Source organism: Streptomyces sp. NPDC107454, assembly GCF_055582885.1.
Genome location: NZ_JBVJPA010000003.1, coordinates 527,092 through 547,255, shown reverse-complemented (window position 1 = coordinate 547,255; position 20,164 = coordinate 527,092). Strand labels below are relative to the sequence as shown.

Here is a 20,164-nt window from a genome sequence, read left to right as displayed (position 1 = left end):
ACGGGTACGGCGTCACCTGCCGGTCGGTGACGCCGTACCCCTTCATGGTGGCCGTTGGGTCAGTGGCCGGGCCAGCCGTCCAGGTGACGGTGGACCGCGACGGCGGGCGCGTCCGGGGCCTTCGGTGCGCCTGCCACCGCGTCGTGCAGGACGTCGGTGACCTCCGCGGCCAGCGAGTCGGCCTGCGTCTTGAGGTCGGCCGCCGGGATCTTGGACCGGGTCAGGTCGTCCAGCCTGCGATGGATGTCGGCGAGCTTGCGCTGCGCGGTGGCGTCCAGGGTGAACGGACGGGCGGTGGACACCACGAACTGGTAGGCACCGGCGAGGGTTTGGCAGCCGTCGCAGTGCTCGTTGGTCGCGTCGCTGAGGTTCACCGCGTTCAGGTGGGTGTTCTGGCCCGCCAGCGTGACGATCTGGAAGGACAGTGCGACCGACCGGCAGTGCGCGTCGACCGAGCAGCCGACGGAGACCGCGCCCGCCTGGTTGCGCACACCCACCGCCTTCGCCGTGCCGAGCTGCCGCACGGTGAAGGAGTCCTTGACCTGGGTCGGATGCGCCCGGTCGGCGTGACTGAAGGTGTGGTCCTCGGCGACGGCGTGGCGGGCGACCGAGCCCGCCGACGCGGTGGCGGCCTGGGCCGGGACGGCCGCGGCGATACCGGCCGCGCCGGCCGCGAACAGGCCTATGCGCATGGCTCGTTGGGAGAGGCCCCGGCCTGCCGGGCGAGGCTTGCGGTGCGTGTTGGGATGGATACTCACATGGGTCTCCTGCGGTCGTGGTTCGGCGGGACGACGGCCACCGGGCCGGTGATCGCCGAGGGCGGTCACGGGGTGGCCGGGCTCGGTGCGCCGGTCGCGCTGACGGATTCGGTCGGCGTCGGCGGATCCGTCGAGGGCGCCGGTGCGGACGACGAGACGGACGGCGATGGGCCGGTGGGCTCGGACGGACCCGCGGACGGACCGGCCGAGACGGAACCCGTCGTGCCCGGACCGCCGCCCGGTGTGGTCGGCTTCGTGGACGGGGAGGCGCCGGGTGACGTGGAGGCGGAGGCGTCCGCGCTGGGCGAGGCCGACGCGCTCGGCGCGGTGGTGGCCGTGGAGCCGGGGGACGCGACGCCGGACGGCAGAGCCGCCGAGGTGTCGGACGGTGACGTGTGCGGCCGGGGCGCGGTCGCGGGCCGGGCGGGCGGCTCGGCCGTGGACACGCCGGGCTGGAGGATCGGCGCGATCGGCGGACGCTTCGGCAGTGGCTCGGGTGTCACACCGGACACCCACGCGTAGCTCAGCGAGCCGAGGCCCAGCAGTGCCAGCGCGCACAGTGCCACCCGCAGCCGGGGCTTGTCCGCCGTCGACCGCTTCGCGGCGCGGAAGACCCGGCCGCCCATCTTGAGCGACAGATAGACCACGCCGGCCATCGGGCACAGCAGCATGAAGCAGCCGATCACGCCCATCAGGGCCGCGGCGATCTGGCCGCCCGCGAAGGCGTCCCCGGTGCCCACGACCTGGTCGGTGAGCGAGCGGACCATCGTCGCGACGATCCGCGGCAGGTTCCACAGCGCGTACCCGAGCTCGCCGATCAGCAGCGGCACCATGGTGAGGACCCAGGTGGTGATGATGGTCCGGGACGACTTCTTGAGCCCGACGACCTCGGCGCGCGCCGCCTTGCCGCGCCGGCCCGGCACCGTGCTGAGCAGAATCGGTTTGATCTTGCCGTAGAGGTCCGGGACGCCGGCGAGGTCACCCAGGATGTAGTAGCCGTCCAGCCGGACGGCCGGCATCAGCTGCTCCAGGATCTCGAAGTGCCCGAGATAGACCGTGGCCAGGAAGAACTGCTGCCCGGTGGCGAAGTACGCGCCCGCCATCCCGAGCATGAAGACGACGTTGAAGTACACCCCGCCCAGGTCGGTACGGAGCCGTCCGGCCCGGCCGATCCGGTAGATGTCCGTCACGTCGGTGTACATGGACGGCCAGATGAGGAAGAGCCCGCAGCCGATGCAGCCCGGCCGTGCGCCCCCGTATCTGCACGCCGAGGCGTGGCCGAACTCGTGGAAGACCAGCGAGGCCACGGTGAGCGCGAACACGACGAGCATCAGGACCGGCTGGTCGAGGACCTGCAGCACGGGTTCCACCGCGCCGAAGAAGCCGAACAGCCAGACGTCCATGGCCACGGCCGCCGCCAGCATCAGCACGACCACCGTGGGGCGGTGCAGCCAGGCCAGCGAGCGGGCGATCCGGCCCGACCTGCGCTCGTTGAAGATGATCCGGTGCCCCTTGAGAGCGAGGAGCAGGTCGGAGCGCGGCGCCGAGACCTCGTCCTCCTCCTTGCCCTCCGGCACGGTGACGCCGAGCGGGTCGAGTTTCTCCTCGACCAGGAATCGCACGTTGTCGGCGCTGAGCTCGCGGCCGTAGCGGGCGCTGACCCGGTGCGAGATGGTCTCGATGTCGTTCACGCCGTCGATCGCGGAGGCGACCAGGTACAGCAGCCGTGACAGCTGCACGACCTGGCCGTCTCCGCGGCGCGCGATGTACTTCGGCTCGGTGAAGCCCGAACCCTGGTACTCCCCGTGCAGTTTGAGCCCGGAGCTCAGCCGAGGCACCGGCAGCGCCTCGACGCCGGCGCCGACAACCGGCAGGCTTCCCGTGGCGAACTGCTCGTAGGTGACCGGGATTCCCCCCGGCCCCGGCACCGGCGACCCGGTGTCGTACAGCAACGCGGGCCCGTCCCCCAGTGCCGTCATTTCTGGTCCTTCCCCCCCAAGGGCGGACCGCGCCCGCCCCCGGGCGCGGTCCGCCGAACAGCCGTTGTGCGCGGCGGGTGTTACTGCGTGACGTTGATCGCCTGGTTGGCGCTGGACTCCGCCACCGACCAGCTGGAGTGGTCGTTCAGAGCGGCCGACTCGTTGTGGGCGCTGATGTTGGCGACGTGCTTGGTCACGTTGGTGGTGCGGCCGAAGCTGAACTTCAGGCGGCCCAGGGCCTCGCGGCCGGGGAGCAGCTCGGCGGACTCGGACTGCAGCTCGTTCATGTCCATGCTCATGGGATGTCCTTTCGGGACGTGGTTCGTTGATGCGGGTGTGGTGATGGCACAGAGGCGGATGCGGGCGAGCATCCGGTGACGCGGAGGCGGGCGAGCCTCCGATGCCGACTACTGGTGGACGTTGATGGCCTGCGAGGCGCCCGACGACGCGTCCGACCAGCTGGAGTGGTCGTTCAGGGCGGCCGACTGGTTGGAGGCGTCGATGTTCGCGACGTGCTTGGTCACGTTGACGGTCTTGCCGAAGCTGAACTTCAGCCGGCCGAGGGCCTCGCGACCCGGAAGCAGCTCAGCGGTCTCGGTGTCGAGTTCACGGTTGTCCATCATGATCAATTCCCCCTCAGGGATGGGCATTTCCGATCGGACAGAGGCTGGTTCCCCCCAAACTCTGTCCAATCTGGTCGGACGTGCTGTCCAACGAGATTGGACAGTAGTAGGCCTGGAGCTCGCCGCGCAAGCGGTTCGGGGAAAGACTTCTGGGGCCGGAGCGAAGCCCCCCGTAGAATCGATCCCGCTTGGAAGAGTTCCGCCCGGCGGCGAGCAGGAAGTGACCATCGGTGGCCAACGCACTGCAGCAGATCATCAGAGATCGCCTCGACCGCGAAGGCTGGTCCTACGGCGAGGTGGCACGTCGGGGCGGCATTCCGCGCTCCACCGTCCACCACCTGGCCACGGCCGAGCGGGTGGTGCGCATGCCCCAGCCCAGCACCCTGGAAGGACTGTCCAAGGGGCTTGGACTGTCGTTGGACACCGTGCGGCGGGCCGCCGCGGAGGCGTGCGGCATTCATGTCTACGCGGCCGACGCCCCGCCCGCCGAAGGCGCGCCCGGCGCGCCGGCCGACCCCGAGGTCGACCTGCTCATCGCCAGCGTCCAGCAACTCTCGGCCGACGACCGCCGCCATGTCGCCGCCCTGGTCGAGTCTTTGCTGGGCCGCGACGCGCGACGCGGCTAGCCCCTGCCGGGGCGCGCCGCGCCGGGTGGGTGGTGCGTCGGCAGGCGTCCGCGGCTCCGGGGTCCTCTGTGCCGCAGGGGTGCCCGGTCGGTGGGCAGTGGCCCGTCCTGGCGGGGTGGCGGTCGTCTCCGGAGGGGGGTGCGTCCGCGTCTACGAGGGCGGCTCGCATTCGGGTGATGGGGGGCGGAGTGGCGTCGTAGGGGCGGGTGGACTTGGGCGTCGGCGGTGCTGCGGGGGTCTGCGTCCGATGCCGGACCTCCTCGTCAAGGAGACGTTGACCTCGGATCGGTCCGTACGGTCGCTCCGTCGGAGGGGCCCCGGAGGCTTTGGCCCGGTCAAGGGCCGTACGGCGAAGACGCCCGTCCGAGTGCTCCGGTTCCGCTTCCCGGGGTTCCCGGTAAAAGAATCCAGAACGGCCGAAACCCCCAAGATCCGCAGCTAGTCTCTCATTCTGCTCGGGGCACGTGAGCCGCACGACCCCTGTGTCACCCAGGGGGACATGTGCTGTTCGTGCACGGAGGACCCACCACCGCAGTGGTGCGGGGCAGTACGGGAGAGTCCGTCGTCCTCCTCTCCGGTGAGCTGCCCGCCATACTGACCGAGGGCGCACTCACCGAACTCCTCGACCTCGCCGCGGCCGTCCTCGACGAGGAGGAGCTGAAACTCTTCCGGCGCTGCCTGGACGCCCTCGTCCGGGGCGAGGGCGGCACCCCGCGCCGCATCGAACTCGACGGTGTCGTGCTGACCGTCTACGAGGACTGATCCGGGCGATGCTCGCCCGCTGAGCCGTTGCCGTGGAACTACTGGACCGGCGCCCCCGCGTCGCGGATCGTGTACGTCGGCAACCACCCCGTGGTGCTCGCCCACGCCCGCGCGCTGCTGACCGGCACGCCCGAGGGCGCCACCGGCCACCTCGACGCCCACGTGCGCGACCCCGCCGGTCACCGCCCGTGACCGCGCGGAGGTCACCACCTTCTTCGAGGGCCCGGACCTCCTCGTTCCGGGTCTCGTCTCCTGCGCCCGGTGGCGCGCCCGGCCCGGCGCCGGCGACGTCGGTGGTGGGCCTCCTGGCCCGGCCGTGCGGCGCCACGTAACGTGACACGACATGGAGACAGCCGCTGACCTGTGCCGGAAGGGTGTGTCGTGAAGATCCTCATCAGCGCCGACATGGAGGGCGCCACCGGGGTGACCTGGCCCGCCGACGTGTTGCCGGGGACCCCGCAGTGGGAGCGCTGCCGGCCGATGTTCACCTCGGACGTCAACGCCGCCGTCCTCGGCTTCTTCGACGGTGGCGCCGACGAGGTACTGATCAACGAGGCCCACTGGTCCATGCGCAATCTGTTGCTGGAGCAGCTCGACGACCGGGCCGAGATGATCACCGGACGCCACAAGACGCTGTCCATGGTGGAGGGCGTCCAGCACGGAGACGTCGACGGGATCGCGTTCGTCGGCTACCACACGGGCGCCGGCACGGAGGGCGTCCTCGCCCACACCTACCTCCCCAACTCGATCACCGGCGTGTGGGTGAACGACGTACGGGCCAGCGAGGGACTGCTCAACTCCCATGTCGTCGCCGAGTACGGGGTGCCCGTCGTGCTCGTCACCGGCGACGACCTGACCTGCGAGGACGCGCTCGGCTACGCGCCGGAGGCACTCAAGGTCGCCGTCAAGGACCATGTGTCGCGGTACACGGCGGTCTGCCGCACGCCGGCCAGGACCGCCGCCGACATCCGGGCCGCGGCCAAGGCGGCGGCAGCCCTGGCGGTACGTCAGGAACCGCTGGTGGGTGGCCCGTTCACGGTGGCGCTCGAATTCGACGCCGAACACCTGTCGATGGCGGCCACCGTCGTGCCGGGCGTGCGGCGCGTCGGGGAGCGCAAGGTGGTGTACACCAGCGACACCATGTACGAGGGGATTCGCACCTTCAAGGCGGTCACCACGATCGTCTCGGCCGCGGTGGAGGAGCAGTATGGCTGAGCGGAGGGCCATGAACGAGTGGGCTGTGGACGAACGGGCCACGGATGAGCGGGCCGTGGACGAGCAGGCGTTGGACGAGGTCGTACGGTTCACCTCCGATCTCATCCGCTTCGACACCACCAACCGGGGCGGCGGCGACTGCCAGGAGCGCCCCGCCGCCGAGTACGCCGCCGCGCGCCTCGCCGAAGCGGGCCTCGAACCCACCCTGCTGGAGCGCACCGAGGGCCGTACGAACGTCGTCGCCCGTCTCGAAGGCACCGACCCGTCCGCCGACGCGCTGCTCGTCCACGGTCACCTCGACGTGGTGCCCGCGCAGGCCGACGACTGGAGCGTGCACCCGTTCTCCGGGGAGATCCGCGACGGGGTTGTGTGGGGCCGCGGCGCGGTAGACATGAAGAACATGGACGCGATGATCCTTGCGGTCGTACGCCTGTGGGCGCGCCTCGGCGTCAGGCCCAGGCGCGACCTGGTGATCGCGTTCACGGCCGACGAGGAGGCGAGCGCGCAGGACGGCTCCGGTTTCCTCGCCGACCGGCATCCGGAATTGTTCGAGGGCTGTACGGAGGGCATCAGCGAGTCCGGGGCGTTCACCTTCCACGACGGCGCGGGCCGGGAGCTGTACCCGATCGCGGCGGGGGAGCGCGGCACCGGCTGGCTCAAGCTCACCTCGCACGGGCGGGCGGGCCACGGCTCCAAGGTGAACCGGGCGAACGCGGTGACCCGGCTGGCCGAGGCGATCGCCCGGATCGGCGCGTACGAGTGGCCCCTCAGGCTCACCCCGACCGTCCGCGCCGCCCTCACCGAACTCGCCACGCTGTACGGCGTCGACGCCGACCTGGACGACGTCGACGGCCTCCTCGACAAGCTCGGGCCCGCCGCCGCGCTCGTCGAGGCGACCGTCCGCAACAGTGCCAACCCGACCATGCTCAGCGCCGGTTACAAGATCAACGTGATTCCGGGGGAGGCCGTCGCCCACGTGGACGGCCGCTATCTGCCCGGCGGCGAGGAGGAGTTCCGCACGACCCTCGACCGGCTCACCGGACCGGACGTGGCGTGGGAGTTCCACCACCGCGAGGTGGCCCTCCAGTCGCCGGTGGACTCGCCGACGTACGCCAAGATGCGTGCCGCCGTCGAGGAGTTCGCGCCGGAGGGGCACGTGGTGCCGTACTGCATGTCGGGCGGTACGGACGCCAAGCAGTTCTCGCGCCTCGGCATCACCGGCTACGGCTTCGCCCCGCTCAAGCTCCCCGAGGGCTTCGACTACCAGGCCCTCTTCCACGGAGTCGACGAACGCGTTCCCGTCGAGGCGCTGCACTTCGGCGTGCGCGTCCTCGACCGTTTCCTGCGCACGGCCTAGAGAGGACAGGATGCAGAACCTGGCGTACGGATCGTGGCCCTCGCCCATCGACGCGGCGCTCGCCGCCGCGCACGACGGGCATCCCGAGTTCGTCGGCTTCGTCGGCGACGAGGCGTGGTGGACCGAGCCCCGGCCCACGGAGGGCGGACGGCGCACGCTCGTACGCCGACGGGCCGACGGCACGCAGGAGCCGGTGCTGCCGGCCCCCTGGAACGTGCGCAGCCGGGTCATCGAGTACGGCGGACACCCCTGGGCCGGCGAGATGCGCCCCGAGGGGCCGTTCGTGGTGTTCGTGGACTTCGCCGACCAGCGGCTCTACGCCTACGAGCCCGACGCCCCGGACGCGCGGCCCCGCCCGCTGACCCCCGTGTCCCCGGTGGGCGGCGGACTGCGCTGGGTCGACCCGCAGTTGCGCCCCGAGCTGGGCGAAGTGTGGTGTGTGCTGGAGGAGTTCACCGGGGAAGGACCCACCGACGTACGCCGGGTCGTGGCCGCGGTGCCGCTCGACGGGTCGGCGGCGCAGGACGAGGACGCGGTGCGCGAACTCACCGACGGCAGCCACCGCTTCGTCACAGGACCCCGGCTCTCGCCCGACGGCACGCAGGCGGCCTGGCTCGCCTGGGACCACCCGCGCATGCCCTGGGACGGCACCGAACTGATCCTCGCCGACGTCTCCGAGCAGGGCATCCTGTACGGCGCGCGGCCCGTCGCGGGCGGACCGGAGGAGTCGATCGCCCAGGCGGACTGGACCTCCGACGGCAGTCTCCTGTACGCCAGTGACCGCACCGGCTGGTGGAACCTCTACCGGCTCGGGCAGGACACGCCGGTCTGCCTCCGGGAGGAGGAGTTCGGCGGGCCGCTGTGGAAGATCGGATACCGCTGGTTCGCGCCGCTGGAGAGCGGGCTCGTCGCCGTCGTGCACGGCCGGGGCGCGACCGCGCTCGGGATACTGGACCCGGAGACCGGCGAGGTCGTCGACGCGGCCGGCCCCTGGACCGAGTTCACCCCGACACTCGCGGTCCACGGCAGCCGGATCGTGGGCGTCGCCGCCAGCCCCCGCAGCGCGTACGAGGTCGTCGAACTGGACGCCCGCACCGGCCGCGCCCGGGTGATCGGCGCCGGCCACGCCGACCCGGTGGACCCCGCGCACTACCCGGAGCCGCAGATCCGCACCTTCACCGGCCCCGCCGGGCGCGAGGTCCACGCCCACATCTACCCGCCGCACCACCCCGACCACGTGGCACCCGGCGACGAACTGCCGCCCTACGTCGTGTGGGCGCACGGCGGGCCCACCGGCCGCGCGCCCCTCGTCCTCGACCTGGAGATCGCCTACTTCACCTCGCGCGGCATCGGCGTCGCCGAGGTCAACTACGGGGGATCGGCGGGGCACGGGCGGGAGTACCGCAACCGGCTGCGCGAGCAGTGGGGTGTTGTCGACGTCGAGGACTGCGCGGCCGTCGCGCTCGCGCTCGCCGAGGAGGGCACCGCCGACCGGAGCCGGCTCGCCATCCGCGGCGGCAGCGCGGGCGGCTGGACCACCGCCGCCTCCCTGACCAGCACCGACGTCTACGCCTGCGGCGCGATCCTGTATCCGGTGCTCGACCTCGGCGAATGGGGCTCGGGGGAGACCCACGACTTCGAGTCGCAGTACCTGGAGACGCTGATCGGGCCGATCGCCGAGGTGCCGGGCCGCTATGCGGAACGCTCGCCCACCGAGCGCGCCGACCGCATCGCCGCGCCCTTCCTCCTCCTCCAGGGCCTGGACGACGTCATCTGTCCGCCCGCGCAGTGCGAACGGTTCCTGGCCAGGCTGGCCCGGTCGACCGGGCGACGCGTACCGCACGCCTATCTCACCTTCGAGGGAGAGGGCCACGGGTTCCGGCGGGCCGACACCATGGTGCGGGCCCTCGAGGCCGAACTCTCCCTGTACGCCCAGGTCTTCGGCCTGCGTCCGCCCGGCATCCCCACCCTGCACCTCACCGCCCAGGAAGAGCCTGTCGCGGCGCCGACGGGATCCGTCCCACCGATCGTGGAGTCCACCCAGTGAAAGCCCTGACCCGTCCCGCCCGTCTCGCCCCCGGGGCCCGCGTCGCCGTCGTCGCACCCAGCGGGCCCCTGGTCGAGGAGCGGCTGGCCGCGGGCCTCGACATCCTGCGCGGCTGGGACCTCGACCCCGTCGTGGCACCCCATGTCCTGGACCGGCACCCCGAGTTCGCCTACCTCGCGGGCACCGACGCCGACCGGGCCGCCGACTTCCAGGCCGCCTGGTGCGACCCGGACGTGGTCGCGGTGCTCTGCGCCCGCGGCGGCTACGGCGTCCAGCGCATGGTCGACCTCCTCGACTGGGACGCGATACGGGCCGCGGGGCCCAAGGTGCTCCTCGGCTTCAGCGACATCACGGCACTGCACGAGGCGTTCGCCAACCGGGCGGGGCTGGCGACGCTGCACGGGCCGATGGTCGCCGCCGTCGACTTCGTCAAGAACGAGCGGGCACAGGAACACCTGCGGGCGACGCTCTTCGAACCGGAGACGGTACGGGTGATCGAGTCCGGCGGGGGCGCGGCACCGCTCGTGCCCGGCCGCGCCTCGGGTGTCCTGCTCGGCGGATGCCTGAGCATGCTCGCCGCCGACCTGGGCACCCCGCACGCCCGGACCTCCGCGCGCGGCGGCCTGCTCTGCCTGGAGGACGTCGGCGAGGAGACGTACCGCCTGGACCGGGCGCTCACCCAACTCCTGCGGGCCGGCTGGCTGGACGGGGTCACCGGGATCCTGCTCGGCTCCTGGTCGCGCTGCTCGCCGTACGAGCGCGTGCGGACGATGCTCACCGACCGGCTCGGCGGGCTCGGGGTGCCGGTCGTCGAGGAGTTCGGATTCGGACACAGCGAGGGCGCGTTGACGATTCCCTTCGGGGTACGGGCCGAACTCGACGCGGACGCGGGGACCCTGACGCTGGAGGAGCCGGCGCTCCTCCAGGGCCTGGCGTGACGGCCGCCGTCGCGTACTGTGTCGGGATGCCTGAGAAAGCCTCCGCCTATCTTGCCGAGGGCCCCCGCGTGGGCATCCGGCACTTCACCTACGAGGACGGTGCCGAGTTCACCGCACGGGCCCGGGAGAGCAAGGCACTGCACCAGCCCTGGCTCTTCCCGCCCCGCAGCGTCGACGCCTACGCCGCCTACGCGGGGCGGCTCATCGAGGACCGTACGAAGGCCGGATTCCTGGTCTGCGAACGGGACAACGGGGCCATTGCCGGCTTCATCAACATCAACAACATCGTCGAGGGCGGCTTCCTGTGCGGGGCGCTGGGCTACGGCGCCTTCGCACACGCCACGGGGCGCGGGCTGATGGCCGAGGGGCTCGGGCTCGTGGTCCGGTACGCCTTCGGGGCGATGGGGCTGCACCGCCTGGAGATCAACGTCCAGCCCCGCAACGCGGCCTCGATCGCCCTCGCCCGGCGCTGCGGATTCCGGCTCGAGGGGTTCTCGCCGGACTTCATCTACATCGACGGGGCCTGGCGCGACCACGAGCGATGGGCGATCACCTCGGAGATGCTCCCGCCGAGCTGAACCTCCCCTCCAGCCGGACCTCCCCTCGAGTACCGGCGTCGTCGTCGCCTTTGCGGAATCCTGACCGGATCCTGACGAGCGGACACCCTGGTCAGGTGGTCGATGTCGCTGTTCCATGGTCATCGTGACGACGATCCGACGTGACGTACTGACCTTGCCGGTCGCGGAGCTGGGCCCGGACAACCCGCTGCCACCCCTGCGGCCGCTCGACGAGACACACCGCATCGACGACCGCGAGAGCGCCGACCTGCCGCGCGACATGGCCCGGCAGATCCGCTACGAGCCGCTGCGGAGCGTCCTGCCCGAGCGCATCCGGGACGGATACGACAGACGGCGCGAGCCGCGCGGGATCGACACGATCGTGATCGAGAACGACCGGCTGCGGGCGGTGGTGCTGCCGGGCCACGGCGGCCGGGTGGTCTCGCTGTTCCACAAGCCCTCGCAGCGCGAACTCCTCTACCGCAACCCGGTGGTGCAGCCCGCCTGCTTCGCCCTCAACGGAGCCTGGTTCTCCGGCGGCATCGAGTGGAACATCGGCGCGACCGGTCACACCACCCTGTCCTGCGCCCCCGTGCACGCCGCCCGGGTGCCCGCCCCCGACGGCGGCGAGATGCTCCGCCTGTGGGAGTGGGAGAGGCTGCGCGACATGCCCTTCCAGGTCGATCTGTGGCTCCCGGACGGATCAGACTTCCTCCATGTCGGCGTCCGCGTCCGCAATCCGCACGAGAGGCCCGCGCCCCTGTACTGGTGGTCCAACATCGCCGTCCCCGAGGAACGCCGGGTGCTGGCCCCCGCGGACGAGGCCTGGCACTTCGGGTACGAGCGGCGGCTGCGGAGGGTGCCGGTACCGGAGCACGAGGGGGTGGACCGCACGTATCCGCCGCGCAGCGTGTTCCCCGCCGACTACTTCTACGAGGTGCCCGACGGGCAGCGCCGCTGGATCGCCGCGCTCGACGACAAGGGCGACGGGCTCGTGCAGACCTCCACCGACGTGCTGCGCGGGCGCAAGCTGTTCGTCTGGGGCTCAGGGCCGGGCGGACGGCGTTGGCAGGAATGGCTCACCGAACCCGGCACCGGCGGCTACTGCGAGATCCAGGCCGGGCTCGCCCGTACCCAGCTGGAGCATGTCCGGCTGGAGGCGGAGAGCGAGGTGTCGTGGCTGGAGGCGTACGGGCCGCTCGCGACGGACGCGGGGGTGGTGCACGGGGCGGACTGGGCGCTCGCGTGCGCGCAGACGGAGCGCCGGCTGTCGGAGGTCCTGCCGCGGAGGGACGTCGACGCGGCGTACGAGGCGTGGCTGCCGTACGCCGACACCGAGCCCGGTGAGGTGCTGGCCGTCGGGTCCGGCTGGGGTGCGCTCGAAGTGCTGCGCGCCTCCCACAAGCTGGCCGGGACGCCGTTCGACGAGTCCACGCTGGGGGAGCCGCAGGCACCCTGGGTGGAACTCCTGCGGACCGGCGCCTTCCCGGAGCCACGGCGGGTCGGGCCACCCGGTGAGAGCCTGGTCGCTCCGCACTGGCGGGACATGCTGGAGACCGCGCCCGCCAAACCGCTCACCGAGTACCACCTCGGCGTCGCGCAGTGGCATGCCGGGGACTTGGCGCAGGCCGTGCGCAGCTGGGAGCGGGCGCTCGAACTCGCCCCGTCGCTCTGGCCGTTGCTGCGGTGTCTGGCCGTCGCCGACCAGGAGGCCGGCAACCGGGAACGGGCCGCCGACCGGTACGCCGAGGCCTTCGACGACCTGTGCCAGGAGCGGCGTGACGAGGGTCCGGCCTGGACCGCGGCCACGGCCGCGCTCGGGCGGGAGGCGGTGGGGGCGCTGCTCGCGGTGCGGCGTACGGGGGAGGCGCGGCGGGTCTGGGACCGGTTGCGGCCCGCCACGCGGGCGCGCGGCCGGTTCCGTCTGTTCGAGGTGGAACTGCTCCTCGCGGAGGGGGACCGGGACGGGGCGCGGGCCGTCTTCGACGAGGCGTTCGAGGTCGCCGACCTGCGGGAGGGGGCGGAGACCGTCACCGCCCTGTGGACCCGCCTGACGGACGAGCCACTCCCACCCCACTACGACTTCCGCATGCGCCCGTCCTCCGACTAGGGCCGGACAGGCCCTGGCCCAGGCGCCCGCAGTCGACGACGACACCAGGGTTCGGGGTGAAGTCCCGAGGGGCGGTCAGGGGGTCGGGGATCCGCGGTCGACGTACTCGTACACGGCGCCGTCCGGATGCATGGCGATCAGGTTGCGCCCGGCCGGCGTCCCCACCGGGCCCGCCAGAATTCGCGCGCCCAGTTCACTGAGCACCCGATGCGCGTCCTCGACGTCCTTGACGGCGATGGTCGCGGAGACCTTCCGCAGGACCTCCAGATCGGCCTCGGGTCCACTCATGAGCAGGAAACAGCCCACCGCCGCCACCGACACACCGCCGCGCTCGAACCGCAGGGCCCGCCCACCCGCAAGTCTTTCGTAGAAGGGGACCGAAGCCTCCAGGTCGTCGACGCAGATCCGCAACGTGGCTCCCAGAATCTCCATGCGGACGAGCTTAGTTGGGCAGGCCGGAGGGCGAGATCGATTCGGACGTCTCCTGCGGAGGGCGGAGCGAGCCCGGGGGTGAGGAGGAAACACCGGAGCCCCCGGGTTCGGGCGCCCCGACCACGGGGACGCGGAAAGCCCCGCACGAGGTACGAGCGACATCGACGGAGGCGAGACCGTGAACCCGGCACGAGGCCGCCGTCACCCTGCGCGACCGGACCGACTACCTTCTGTATCTGTCCCTGCTGCCCCAGGTCGCCGCCGACATCCTGGAGCCACGCCGTGTCACCACGCTGACGTACGATCGTTTCGTGCTGGCCGTCGGCGGCGTGAACAAGCTGCTGCCCGTGCCCGGTGTCGCCGAGTACGCGCACGGCTTCCGCGGACTGCCCGAGGCGCTGTACCTCCGGGACCACGCGACCCGACCCCTGGGCATCCCGCAGTCCGGCCCCCTCGCCGGAAACCGGCACGGCCGGCCGGTTCCCTCTGCGACTTCGCGAGCCGTCCGGAAGGAGAGTCATGAACACCACTGTGAACGCCATGGAAACCCGTCAACTCAAGGAACTGGCACAGCAGTTGCGTGTCGACAGTGTGCGCGCTGCCGCCGCCGCGGGATCCGGGCACCCCACGTCCTCGATGTCGGCGGCCGACCTGATGGCGGTCCTGCTGGCCAAGCACCTGCGCTATGACTTCGAGCGCCCCCGGCATCACGGCAATGACCGTTTCATCCTCTCCAAGGGGCATGCCTCACCGCTCCTGTACGCCGCGTACAGGGCGGCCGGGGCCATCAGCGAGTCCGAACTGCTCACCTTCCGCAGGCTCGGCAGCCGCCTCGAAGGGCATCCGACACCCCGACGGCTGCCATGGGTCGAGACCGCCACCGGCTCGCTCGGTCAGGGGCTGCCCGTCGGGGTCGGCGTCGCACTGGCCGGCAAACGTCTCGACCACACCGGCTACCGGGTGTGGGTGCTGTGCGGCGACAGCGAACTCGCCGAGGGATCCGTCTGGGAGGGCGCCGAGCACGCCGGATACGAGCACCTCGACAACCTCGTCGCGATCATCGACGTCAACCGGCTGGGCCAGCGCGGCCCGACCCGGCACGGCCACGACCTCGACGCGTACGCGCGCCGGTTCGGGGCCTTCGGCTGGCACACGGTGGAGATCGACGGACACGATGTCGACGCCATCGACCGCGCGTACGCCGAGGCCGAGTCCACCGCGGGACAGCCCACCGTGATCATCGCCCGTACGCTCAAGGGCAAGGGCGTGGAGTCCGTCCAGGACCGCGAGGGCCTGCACGGCAAACCGCTGCCGGACGCCGAGGAGGCGATCGCCGAACTCGGCGGAGTGCGCAACCTGCACGTGGAGGTTCAACATCCGCCCCCGGCAAGGGTGTTGCACGCCGTCCGCTCCGGCCACCTCGAACTGCCCCGCTACGACACCGGGGACAAGGTCGCCACCCGCGACGCCTACGGACAGGCGCTCGCCGCCCTCGGCACGGCTCGTGGTGACGTCGTCGCCCTGGACGGTGAGGTGGGCGACTCCACCCGCACCGAGCTCTTCGCCAAGGAGCACCCCGACCGCTTCTTCGAGTGCTACATCGCCGAGCAGCAACTCGTCGCGGCCGCCGTCGGTATGGCCGCGCGCGACTGGGTGCCGTACGCCACCACGTTCGCGGCGTTCCTCACCCGGGCCCACGACTTCATCCGGATGGCGGCGATCAGCGGCTCCGGCATCAACCTCGTGGGCTCGCACGCGGGCGTCTCGATCGGCCAGGACGGCCCCTCGCAGATGGCCCTGGAGGATCTGGCGATGTTCCGGGCGCTGTACGGCACGACCGTGCTCTACCCGTGCGACGCCAACCAGACGGCCAAGCTCGTCGCCACGATGGCGGACCGCGAGGGCATCCGCTATCTGCGCACCTCACGCGGGGAGACCCCGGTGATCTACAGCCCCACCGAGGAGTTCCCCGTCGGCGGCAGCAAGGTGCTGCGCGCCGGTGACGAGGACCGGCTGACGCTCGTCGCCGCGGGCGTCACCCTGCACGAGGCGCTGGCCGCCGCCGAGTCGCTCGACCGCGAGGGCATCCAGGTCAGGGTCATCGACCTCTACTCGGTCAAGCCCGTCGACCGCGACACCCTGCGCGAGGCCGCCGAACAGACCGGCTGCCTCGTCACCGTCGAGGACCACCGCGAGGAGGGCGGCATCGGCGACGCGATCCTCGACGCCTTCCTCGACGCCTTCCTCGACGGCCGTCCGGTGCCGCGCCTGGTCCGCCTCGCCGTCCGTACGATGCCGGGTTCGGCGACCCCCGCCGAGCAACTGCACGCCGCGGGCATCGACGCGGAGTCGATCGCGGCGGCGGCGCGGCTGCTGGTGGAGACGGCGATCGTGCGCTGAGCCGCACCCGCTGAATCCGGCGCCGAAGGGAAGCGCGGGCGGATCACGCTTCCTTTCGGCAGAGAATCTCTCCGTGCAGGACGCAGAACCAGCCGTCCTCCTGCCGTGCCCACTCCCGCCACGCCTCCGAAACGGCCAGCAGTTGCGCGGTGGTCGCGTGTCCGCCCTCCGTGGCGCGCTCCGCGTACGCGGAGGCCTGCGTGCGATCGGCCCACAGCCCGCCCCACCACTCCCGCTCGTCGTCGGTGGCGAAGGTCCAGGTGTCCGACGTCGCCGTGATGTTCCTGATGCCGGCCGCCAGTGCCCACGATTTGAGACGGCGTCCGGCCGCCGGTTCGCCCCCGTTGGCTCGGGCCACGCGCAGGTACAGGCCCTGCCAGTCGGTCATGCCCGGTACCTCGGGGTACCAGGCCATCGCCGAGTAGTCCCCGTCGCGGGCGGCGATGAAACCGCCCGGCTTGGTGACCCGGTACATCTCGCGCAGCGCCTGCACCGGGTCGCCCACGTGCTGGAGCACCTGATGGGCGTGGACCACGCAGAAGGTGTCGTCCGGGAAGTCCAGGGCGTGTACGTCCGCGACCCCGAAATCGACGTTGTCCAGGCCGCGTTCGGCGGCCACGGCGCGGGCCTGGTCCAGGATTCCCGGGGCGTGGTCGACGGCGGTGACGTGGCCTTCGGGGACCAGTTCCGCCAGGTCGGCGGTGATGGTGCCCGGACCGCAGCCGATGTCCAGGATCTTCATGTGGGGCTTCAGCGAGCCGAGCAGGTAGGCGGCCGAGTTGGCGGCCGTGCGCCAGGTGTGCGAACGCAGTACGGACTCGTGGTGGCCGTGGGTGTAGACGGCGGTCTCCTGCGACTTCGACATGACCGATTCCCCTTCGCGTCGTCTCGTCGGTTGCGCATCACCGTACGCCTGCATGTCGCATGGTGAGACCCATGTCTTGTTATATGGACAAGTCGCGTGGTGGGGCTCGGGCGTTGACAGGGGTGAGGTGTCCGGAGGGGTCACGGTCGGTGGCGGCGGGTGAGAAGGCCTCGTACGGCGTACGCGGCTGCCGTACCCAGTGCCGCGCCCGCGAGGACGTCGCTCGGGAAGTGGGCGCCGGTGTAGATGCGGGACAGGGCCACGGCGGTGGCGAGCGGCACCACCGCGGCGCCCCAGCCGGGCGACTCCAGTGCCACGCCCGTGGCGAAGGCGGCGGCCGACGCGGAGTGGCCCGAGGGGAACGAGGTGGTGATCGGCCGGCGCTTGAGTCGGCGGGCCGGGGGGACCGGGGCGAGGGGTGGGCGGGGGCGGCGTACCGAGCGCTTGCCCACGGTGTTGATCGTGGCGGAGGCGAGGGTGAGGGAGGCGAGGCCGGTCGCGGCGGCTCGGCGGGCGTGGGGGGTGCGGGTCGCTGCGAGCGCCGCCGCTGTGGCGAACCACAGCAGGCCGTGGTTCGCGCTGCGGCTCAGTTTGGGCAGGAGGGGGTCGCAGCCCGGCCAGTGGCGGGATGCGATGGCTTCGAAGAGGCGGGAGTCGGCCGCGAGGAAGTGGTTGCGGAGGGTGTGGTGGTGCGGGGGGCGGGTGGTGAGGTCGATGTCCGGGGTGACGGTCATGAACTCCCCGTACCCGCCGAACCGCCGTTTCCTCGCCCCCGCCGCCCCTGCCCGTCCCATCCCCAGCCTGGGGGCTCCGCCCCCAGCCCCCCGGGTAGGTTTTCGGCTGCGGGCGGGTGGGGGCTGGTCGGGCGGTTCCCCGCGCCCCTGGCGGGGTCTGGGGCGGAGCCCCAGAGGGACGGGACGGGCAGGGGCGGCGGGGGCGAGGAGAGCCGGGGGATATGCGTTTGCTCCGTGGGCCGGGTGGCCGGAGAATGCCTCCCCATGGGACATCTCGAAGCCGCGCATCTTGAGTACTACCTTCCCGACGGGAGGGCGCTGCTCGGCGATGTGTCGTTTCGGGTGGGGGAAGGGGCCGTCGTCGCACTGGTGGGCCCCAACGGAGCGGGCAAGACCACCCTGCTGCGGCTGATCTCTGGAGAGCTGAAGCCGCACGGCGGCACCGTCACCGTGGGTGGCGGCCTGGGCGTGATGCGTCAGTTCGTGGGGTCTGTGCGAGACGAGACGACCGTGCGGGAGCTGCTCGTCTCCGTCGCGTCGCCCCGCATACAGGAGGCCGCCAAGGCCGTCGACGCGGCCGAGCACGCCATGATGACCGTGGACGACGAGGCCGCCCAGCTCCGCTACGCGCAGGCACTCTCCGACTGGGCCGAGGTACGCGGCTACGAGTCCGAGACGCTCTGGGACATGTGCACGATGGCCGCGCTCGGCGTCCCGTACGAGAAGGCGCAGTGGCGACTGGTGCGCACCCTCTCCGGCGGAGAGCAGAAGCGGCTGGTGCTGGAGGCCCTGCTGCGCGGCACCGACGAGGTACTGCTCCTCGACGAGCCGGACAACTACCTCGACGTCCCGGGCAAGCGCTGGCTGGAGGAGCGGCTCAAGGAGACCCGCAAGACCGTTCTCTTCGTCTCCCACGACCGGGAGCTGCTGTCCCGCGCCGCCGAGAAGATCGTCAGCGTCGAGCCCAGCCCCACCGGCGCCGACGCATGGGTGCACGGCGGCGGCTTCGCGACGTACCACGAGGCGCGACAGGAGCGGTTCGCCCGCTTCGAGGAGCTGCGCAGGCGCTGGGACGAGAAGCACGCCCAGCTGAAGAAGCTCGTGCTGAATCTGCGGCAGGCGGCCTCCATCAGCCATGAGTTGGCGTCCCGGTACGCGGCGGCGCAGACCCGGCTGCGGAAGTTCGAGGAGGCCGGCCCACCGCCGGAGCCCCCGCGCGAGCAGGACATCAAGATGCGTCTGCACGGCGGGCGTACCGGCGTACGGGCCATCACCTGCAAGGGACTTGAGCTCACCGGGCTGATGAACCCGTTCGACCTGGAGGTCTTCTACGGCGAGCGGGTCGCCGTGCTCGGCTCCAACGGCTCCGGCAAGTCGCACTTCCTGCGCCTGCTCGCCGGTGACACCGTCGCGCACACGGGCGAGTGGAAGCTCGGCGCGCGCGTCGTACCCGGACACTTCGCCCAGACGCACGCCCACCCGGAGCTCCAGGGCCGCACCCTTCTCGACATCCTGTGGAGCGAGCACTCCCAGGACCGGGGCGCCGCCATGTCCCGGCTGCGCCGCTACGAGCTGACCGCCCAGGCCGAGCAGCGCTTCGAGAAGCTCTCCGGCGGCCAGCAGGCACGCTTCCAGATCCTGCTGCTGGAGCTGGAGGGTTCCACGGCCCTGCTGCTGGACGAGCCCACCGACAACCTCGACCTGGAGTCGGCCGAGGCGCTCCAGGAGGGCCTGGAGGCATACGAGGGGACGGTGCTCGCGGTCACCCACGACCGTTGGTTCGCCCGCTCCTTCGACCGCTATCTGGTCTTCGGCTCGGACGGCAGGATCCGGGAGACGGCGGAGCCGGTGTGGGACGAGCGGCGCGTCGAGCGGGCCCGGTAGGGCTCGGGTCCGCTACGACTCGGGCCCGCCGGGACTCGGTCCCGGTCCCGGTCGTCCGGTGCTTCCCGGAGGACCGGGGGCCCGGAAGTTCGTAGAGTGGAGGGAGGACGGCGAGATCCACGGCTCCCTCCCGGACGCCGCTCGGGCGCCGCGCACGGCAGCGCCTGCCCGGCGGCTGCCCGGACCGCGCCGCAGGACACGACGAGCGGGGTATCACCATGACCGGAGTCGACCCGGACCGGCTGAACGACCAGCAGCTGATGAAAGAGCTGGAGACGATCCACCGCACCCGCCACGACACACTGCTGCACGGTTCGAACGACGCCCTGCGGACCCACAACATGCGCATGGCGCAGCTGGAGGGCGAGTACCTGCGCCGCCATCCGCGCCGCCGCGTCGCCCCGGGCCGTACACGCGAGGGTGCCCGGGAGCGGGGCCTCGCGGCGGAGCGCTGAACGACGGGTCGGGGCGACATGACGGGTCGGGGCGTCAGGAGGGTGTCAGGGGGACACGAGTGACGACGTCGGGCCGAACTCGCCCGGCCCGCACAGCCGTTGCCGCCCGCACTCGTCGTTGCCGCCCACACCCGGCGCTCCTCGGTCCCCGTCGGCGCCGGTGAACCGAGGCGCGCCGGACGGTGCCGGATTCCGAGAGGGCGGACACTCCGTCAGGCGGCCTGCCGCGCGAACGCGTCCAGGAACGCCTCGTCGAATGCCTTGAGCTCGCCCGGCTTGCGGCCGGTGATCAGGGTGTTGGGCCCCTGCTCGCACACCCGCACCTGCCGGTCGACCCAGGTGCCGCCCGCGTCCAGTACCGCCTGCCAGTCCTCGGTCCGGTGGGGTGACCCGACCTGAGCAGGCCCCGCAGTTCGTGTTTC

Annotated in this window: 17 protein-coding genes and 5 pseudogenes; 14 read left to right on the top strand and 8 right to left on the bottom strand. The window is 71.9% G+C overall.

Annotation, left to right across the window (positions count from 1 at the left end; all coding sequences use genetic code 11):
- Positions 1 to 59: 59 nt before the first annotated feature.
- The 4 genes from ACZ69M_RS10000 to ACZ69M_RS09985 all read right to left on the bottom strand — a co-directional run bounded on the left by ACZ69M_RS10000 (position 60) and on the right by ACZ69M_RS09985 (position 3,360).
- Positions 60 to 758, bottom strand: coding sequence for a hypothetical protein (locus ACZ69M_RS10000; protein ID WP_470048317.1), 699 nt, complete (start codon positions 756 to 758; stop codon positions 60 to 62).
- Positions 759 to 823: 65 nt separating this feature from the next.
- A complete protein-coding gene (locus ACZ69M_RS09995) occupies positions 824 to 2,737 on the bottom strand; it encodes a hypothetical protein (RefSeq protein WP_470048315.1) in 1,914 nt (637 codons plus the stop codon).
- An 80-nt stretch (positions 2,738 to 2,817) separates the two neighbouring features.
- Positions 2,818 to 3,036: a hypothetical protein gene (locus ACZ69M_RS09990; RefSeq protein WP_054230284.1), complete on the bottom strand. Its 219-nt coding sequence runs from the start codon at positions 3,034 to 3,036 to the stop codon at positions 2,818 to 2,820.
- 108 nt (positions 3,037 to 3,144) lie between these two features.
- On the bottom strand, positions 3,145 to 3,360 hold the full coding sequence (locus tag ACZ69M_RS09985; protein WP_254649600.1) for a hypothetical protein: 216 nt from the start codon (positions 3,358 to 3,360) through the stop codon (positions 3,145 to 3,147).
- Between the two features lie 230 nt (positions 3,361 to 3,590).
- Here ACZ69M_RS09985 and ACZ69M_RS09980 point away from each other — a divergent pair, with 230 nt between their 5' ends.
- The 10 genes and pseudogenes from ACZ69M_RS09980 (at position 3,591) to ACZ69M_RS09935 (ending at position 12,972) form a co-directional block, all read left to right on the top strand.
- Positions 3,591 to 3,986 carry a helix-turn-helix domain-containing protein gene (locus ACZ69M_RS09980; RefSeq protein WP_067362236.1) on the top strand — a complete coding sequence of 132 codons (396 nt, stop codon included), beginning with the start codon at positions 3,591 to 3,593 and terminating at the stop codon, positions 3,984 to 3,986.
- Positions 3,987 to 4,496: 510 nt separating this feature from the next.
- Entirely contained in the window at positions 4,497 to 4,748 is a 252-nt protein-coding gene (locus tag ACZ69M_RS09975; RefSeq protein WP_403690929.1) for a hypothetical protein, read from the top strand.
- Between the two features lie 51 nt (positions 4,749 to 4,799).
- Positions 4,800 to 4,922 (top strand): annotated as a pseudogene (locus ACZ69M_RS09970) (SAM-dependent methyltransferase); the annotation flags it as partial.
- A 48-nt stretch (positions 4,923 to 4,970) separates the two neighbouring features.
- Positions 4,971 to 5,085, top strand: a pseudogene (locus ACZ69M_RS09965) (hypothetical protein); the annotation flags it as partial.
- A 44-nt stretch (positions 5,086 to 5,129) separates the two neighbouring features.
- Positions 5,130 to 5,963: a M55 family metallopeptidase gene (locus tag ACZ69M_RS09960; protein ID WP_060896530.1), complete on the top strand. Its 834-nt coding sequence runs from the start codon at positions 5,130 to 5,132 to the stop codon at positions 5,961 to 5,963.
- A 10-nt stretch (positions 5,964 to 5,973) separates the two neighbouring features.
- Positions 5,974 to 7,320, top strand: coding sequence for a M20/M25/M40 family metallo-hydrolase (locus ACZ69M_RS09955; protein WP_470048399.1), 1,347 nt, complete (start codon positions 5,974 to 5,976; stop codon positions 7,318 to 7,320).
- 10 nt (positions 7,321 to 7,330) lie between these two features.
- On the top strand, positions 7,331 to 9,367 hold the full coding sequence (locus ACZ69M_RS09950) for a prolyl oligopeptidase family serine peptidase (protein ID WP_470048312.1): 2,037 nt from the start codon (positions 7,331 to 7,333) through the stop codon (positions 9,365 to 9,367).
- A complete protein-coding gene (locus tag ACZ69M_RS09945) occupies positions 9,364 to 10,305 on the top strand; it encodes a S66 peptidase family protein (RefSeq protein WP_470048311.1) in 942 nt (313 codons plus the stop codon). The genes ACZ69M_RS09950 and ACZ69M_RS09945 overlap by 4 nt, the downstream gene beginning before the upstream one ends.
- A 26-nt stretch (positions 10,306 to 10,331) precedes the next feature.
- Positions 10,332 to 10,883 (top strand): GNAT family N-acetyltransferase, encoded by a 552-nt coding sequence (locus ACZ69M_RS09940; RefSeq protein WP_470048310.1) that lies wholly within the window; start codon positions 10,332 to 10,334, stop codon positions 10,881 to 10,883.
- A gap of 115 nt (positions 10,884 to 10,998) precedes the next feature.
- Positions 10,999 to 12,972, top strand: coding sequence for a DUF5107 domain-containing protein (locus tag ACZ69M_RS09935; protein WP_470048309.1), 1,974 nt, complete (start codon positions 10,999 to 11,001; stop codon positions 12,970 to 12,972).
- 75 nt (positions 12,973 to 13,047) lie between these two features.
- Here ACZ69M_RS09935 and ACZ69M_RS09930 read toward each other — a convergent pair whose 3' ends face one another.
- Positions 13,048 to 13,404 carry a VOC family protein gene (locus tag ACZ69M_RS09930; protein WP_054230276.1) on the bottom strand — a complete coding sequence of 119 codons (357 nt, stop codon included), beginning with the start codon at positions 13,402 to 13,404 and terminating at the stop codon, positions 13,048 to 13,050.
- 182 nt (positions 13,405 to 13,586) lie between these two features.
- On the opposite strand from ACZ69M_RS09930, the pseudogene ACZ69M_RS09925 reads away from it, so the two are divergent.
- Together ACZ69M_RS09925 and ACZ69M_RS09920 are read left to right on the top strand one after the other, a co-directional pair.
- A pseudogene (locus ACZ69M_RS09925) lies at positions 13,587 to 13,829 on the top strand (NAD(P)/FAD-dependent oxidoreductase); the annotation flags it as partial.
- A 94-nt stretch (positions 13,830 to 13,923) separates the two neighbouring features.
- Entirely contained in the window at positions 13,924 to 15,804 is a 1,881-nt protein-coding gene (locus ACZ69M_RS09920; RefSeq protein WP_470048307.1) for a transketolase, read from the top strand.
- Positions 15,805 to 15,847: 43 nt separating this feature from the next.
- On the opposite strand, the gene ACZ69M_RS09915 is transcribed toward ACZ69M_RS09920, so the two are convergent.
- Positions 15,848 to 16,669, bottom strand: a complete 822-nt coding sequence (locus tag ACZ69M_RS09915; RefSeq protein ID WP_470048305.1) for a class I SAM-dependent methyltransferase — start codon at positions 16,667 to 16,669, stop codon at positions 15,848 to 15,850.
- Positions 16,670 to 16,821: 152 nt separating this feature from the next.
- A pseudogene (locus tag ACZ69M_RS09910) lies at positions 16,822 to 17,403 on the bottom strand (phosphatase PAP2 family protein); the annotation flags it as partial.
- A 264-nt stretch (positions 17,404 to 17,667) separates the two neighbouring features.
- Between ACZ69M_RS09910 and ACZ69M_RS09905 the strand changes: the two are divergent.
- Positions 17,668 to 19,287, top strand: a complete 1,620-nt coding sequence (locus ACZ69M_RS09905; RefSeq protein ID WP_470048303.1) for an ATP-binding cassette domain-containing protein — start codon at positions 17,668 to 17,670, stop codon at positions 19,285 to 19,287.
- Between the two features lie 218 nt (positions 19,288 to 19,505).
- Entirely contained in the window at positions 19,506 to 19,742 is a 237-nt protein-coding gene (locus ACZ69M_RS09900; RefSeq protein ID WP_470048301.1) for a DUF6158 family protein, read from the top strand.
- Positions 19,743 to 19,954: 212 nt separating this feature from the next.
- On the opposite strand, the pseudogene ACZ69M_RS09895 reads toward ACZ69M_RS09900, so the two are convergent.
- Positions 19,955 to 20,101: pseudogene (locus ACZ69M_RS09895) on the bottom strand (protease); the annotation flags it as partial.
- Positions 20,102 to 20,164 lie beyond the last annotated feature (63 nt).

Excerpts from the sequence above, each read along its gene's own strand:
- ACZ69M_RS09995 (WP_470048315.1), bottom strand. The coding sequence starts at position 2,737 with ATGACGGCACTGGGGGACGGGCCCGCGTTGCTGTACGACACCGGGTCG.
- ACZ69M_RS09990 (WP_054230284.1), bottom strand. The coding sequence starts at position 3,036 with ATGAGCATGGACATGAACGAGCTGCAGTCCGAGTCCGCCGAGCTGCTC.
- ACZ69M_RS09985 (WP_254649600.1), bottom strand. The coding sequence starts at position 3,360 with ATGATGGACAACCGTGAACTCGACACCGAGACCGCTGAGCTGCTTCCG.
- ACZ69M_RS09955 (WP_470048399.1), top strand. The coding sequence starts at position 5,974 with ATGAACGAGTGGGCTGTGGACGAACGGGCCACGGATGAGCGGGCCGTG.
- ACZ69M_RS09950 (WP_470048312.1), top strand. The coding sequence starts at position 7,331 with ATGCAGAACCTGGCGTACGGATCGTGGCCCTCGCCCATCGACGCGGCG.
- ACZ69M_RS09940 (WP_470048310.1), top strand. The coding sequence starts at position 10,332 with ATGCCTGAGAAAGCCTCCGCCTATCTTGCCGAGGGCCCCCGCGTGGGC.
- ACZ69M_RS09935 (WP_470048309.1), top strand. The coding sequence starts at position 10,999 with ATGGTCATCGTGACGACGATCCGACGTGACGTACTGACCTTGCCGGTC.
- ACZ69M_RS09930 (WP_054230276.1), bottom strand. The coding sequence starts at position 13,404 with ATGGAGATTCTGGGAGCCACGTTGCGGATCTGCGTCGACGACCTGGAG.
- ACZ69M_RS09920 (WP_470048307.1), top strand. The coding sequence starts at position 13,924 with ATGAACACCACTGTGAACGCCATGGAAACCCGTCAACTCAAGGAACTG.
- ACZ69M_RS09915 (WP_470048305.1), bottom strand. The coding sequence starts at position 16,669 with ATGTCGAAGTCGCAGGAGACCGCCGTCTACACCCACGGCCACCACGAG.
- ACZ69M_RS09905 (WP_470048303.1), top strand. The coding sequence starts at position 17,668 with ATGGGACATCTCGAAGCCGCGCATCTTGAGTACTACCTTCCCGACGGG.
- ACZ69M_RS09900 (WP_470048301.1), top strand. The coding sequence starts at position 19,506 with ATGACCGGAGTCGACCCGGACCGGCTGAACGACCAGCAGCTGATGAAA.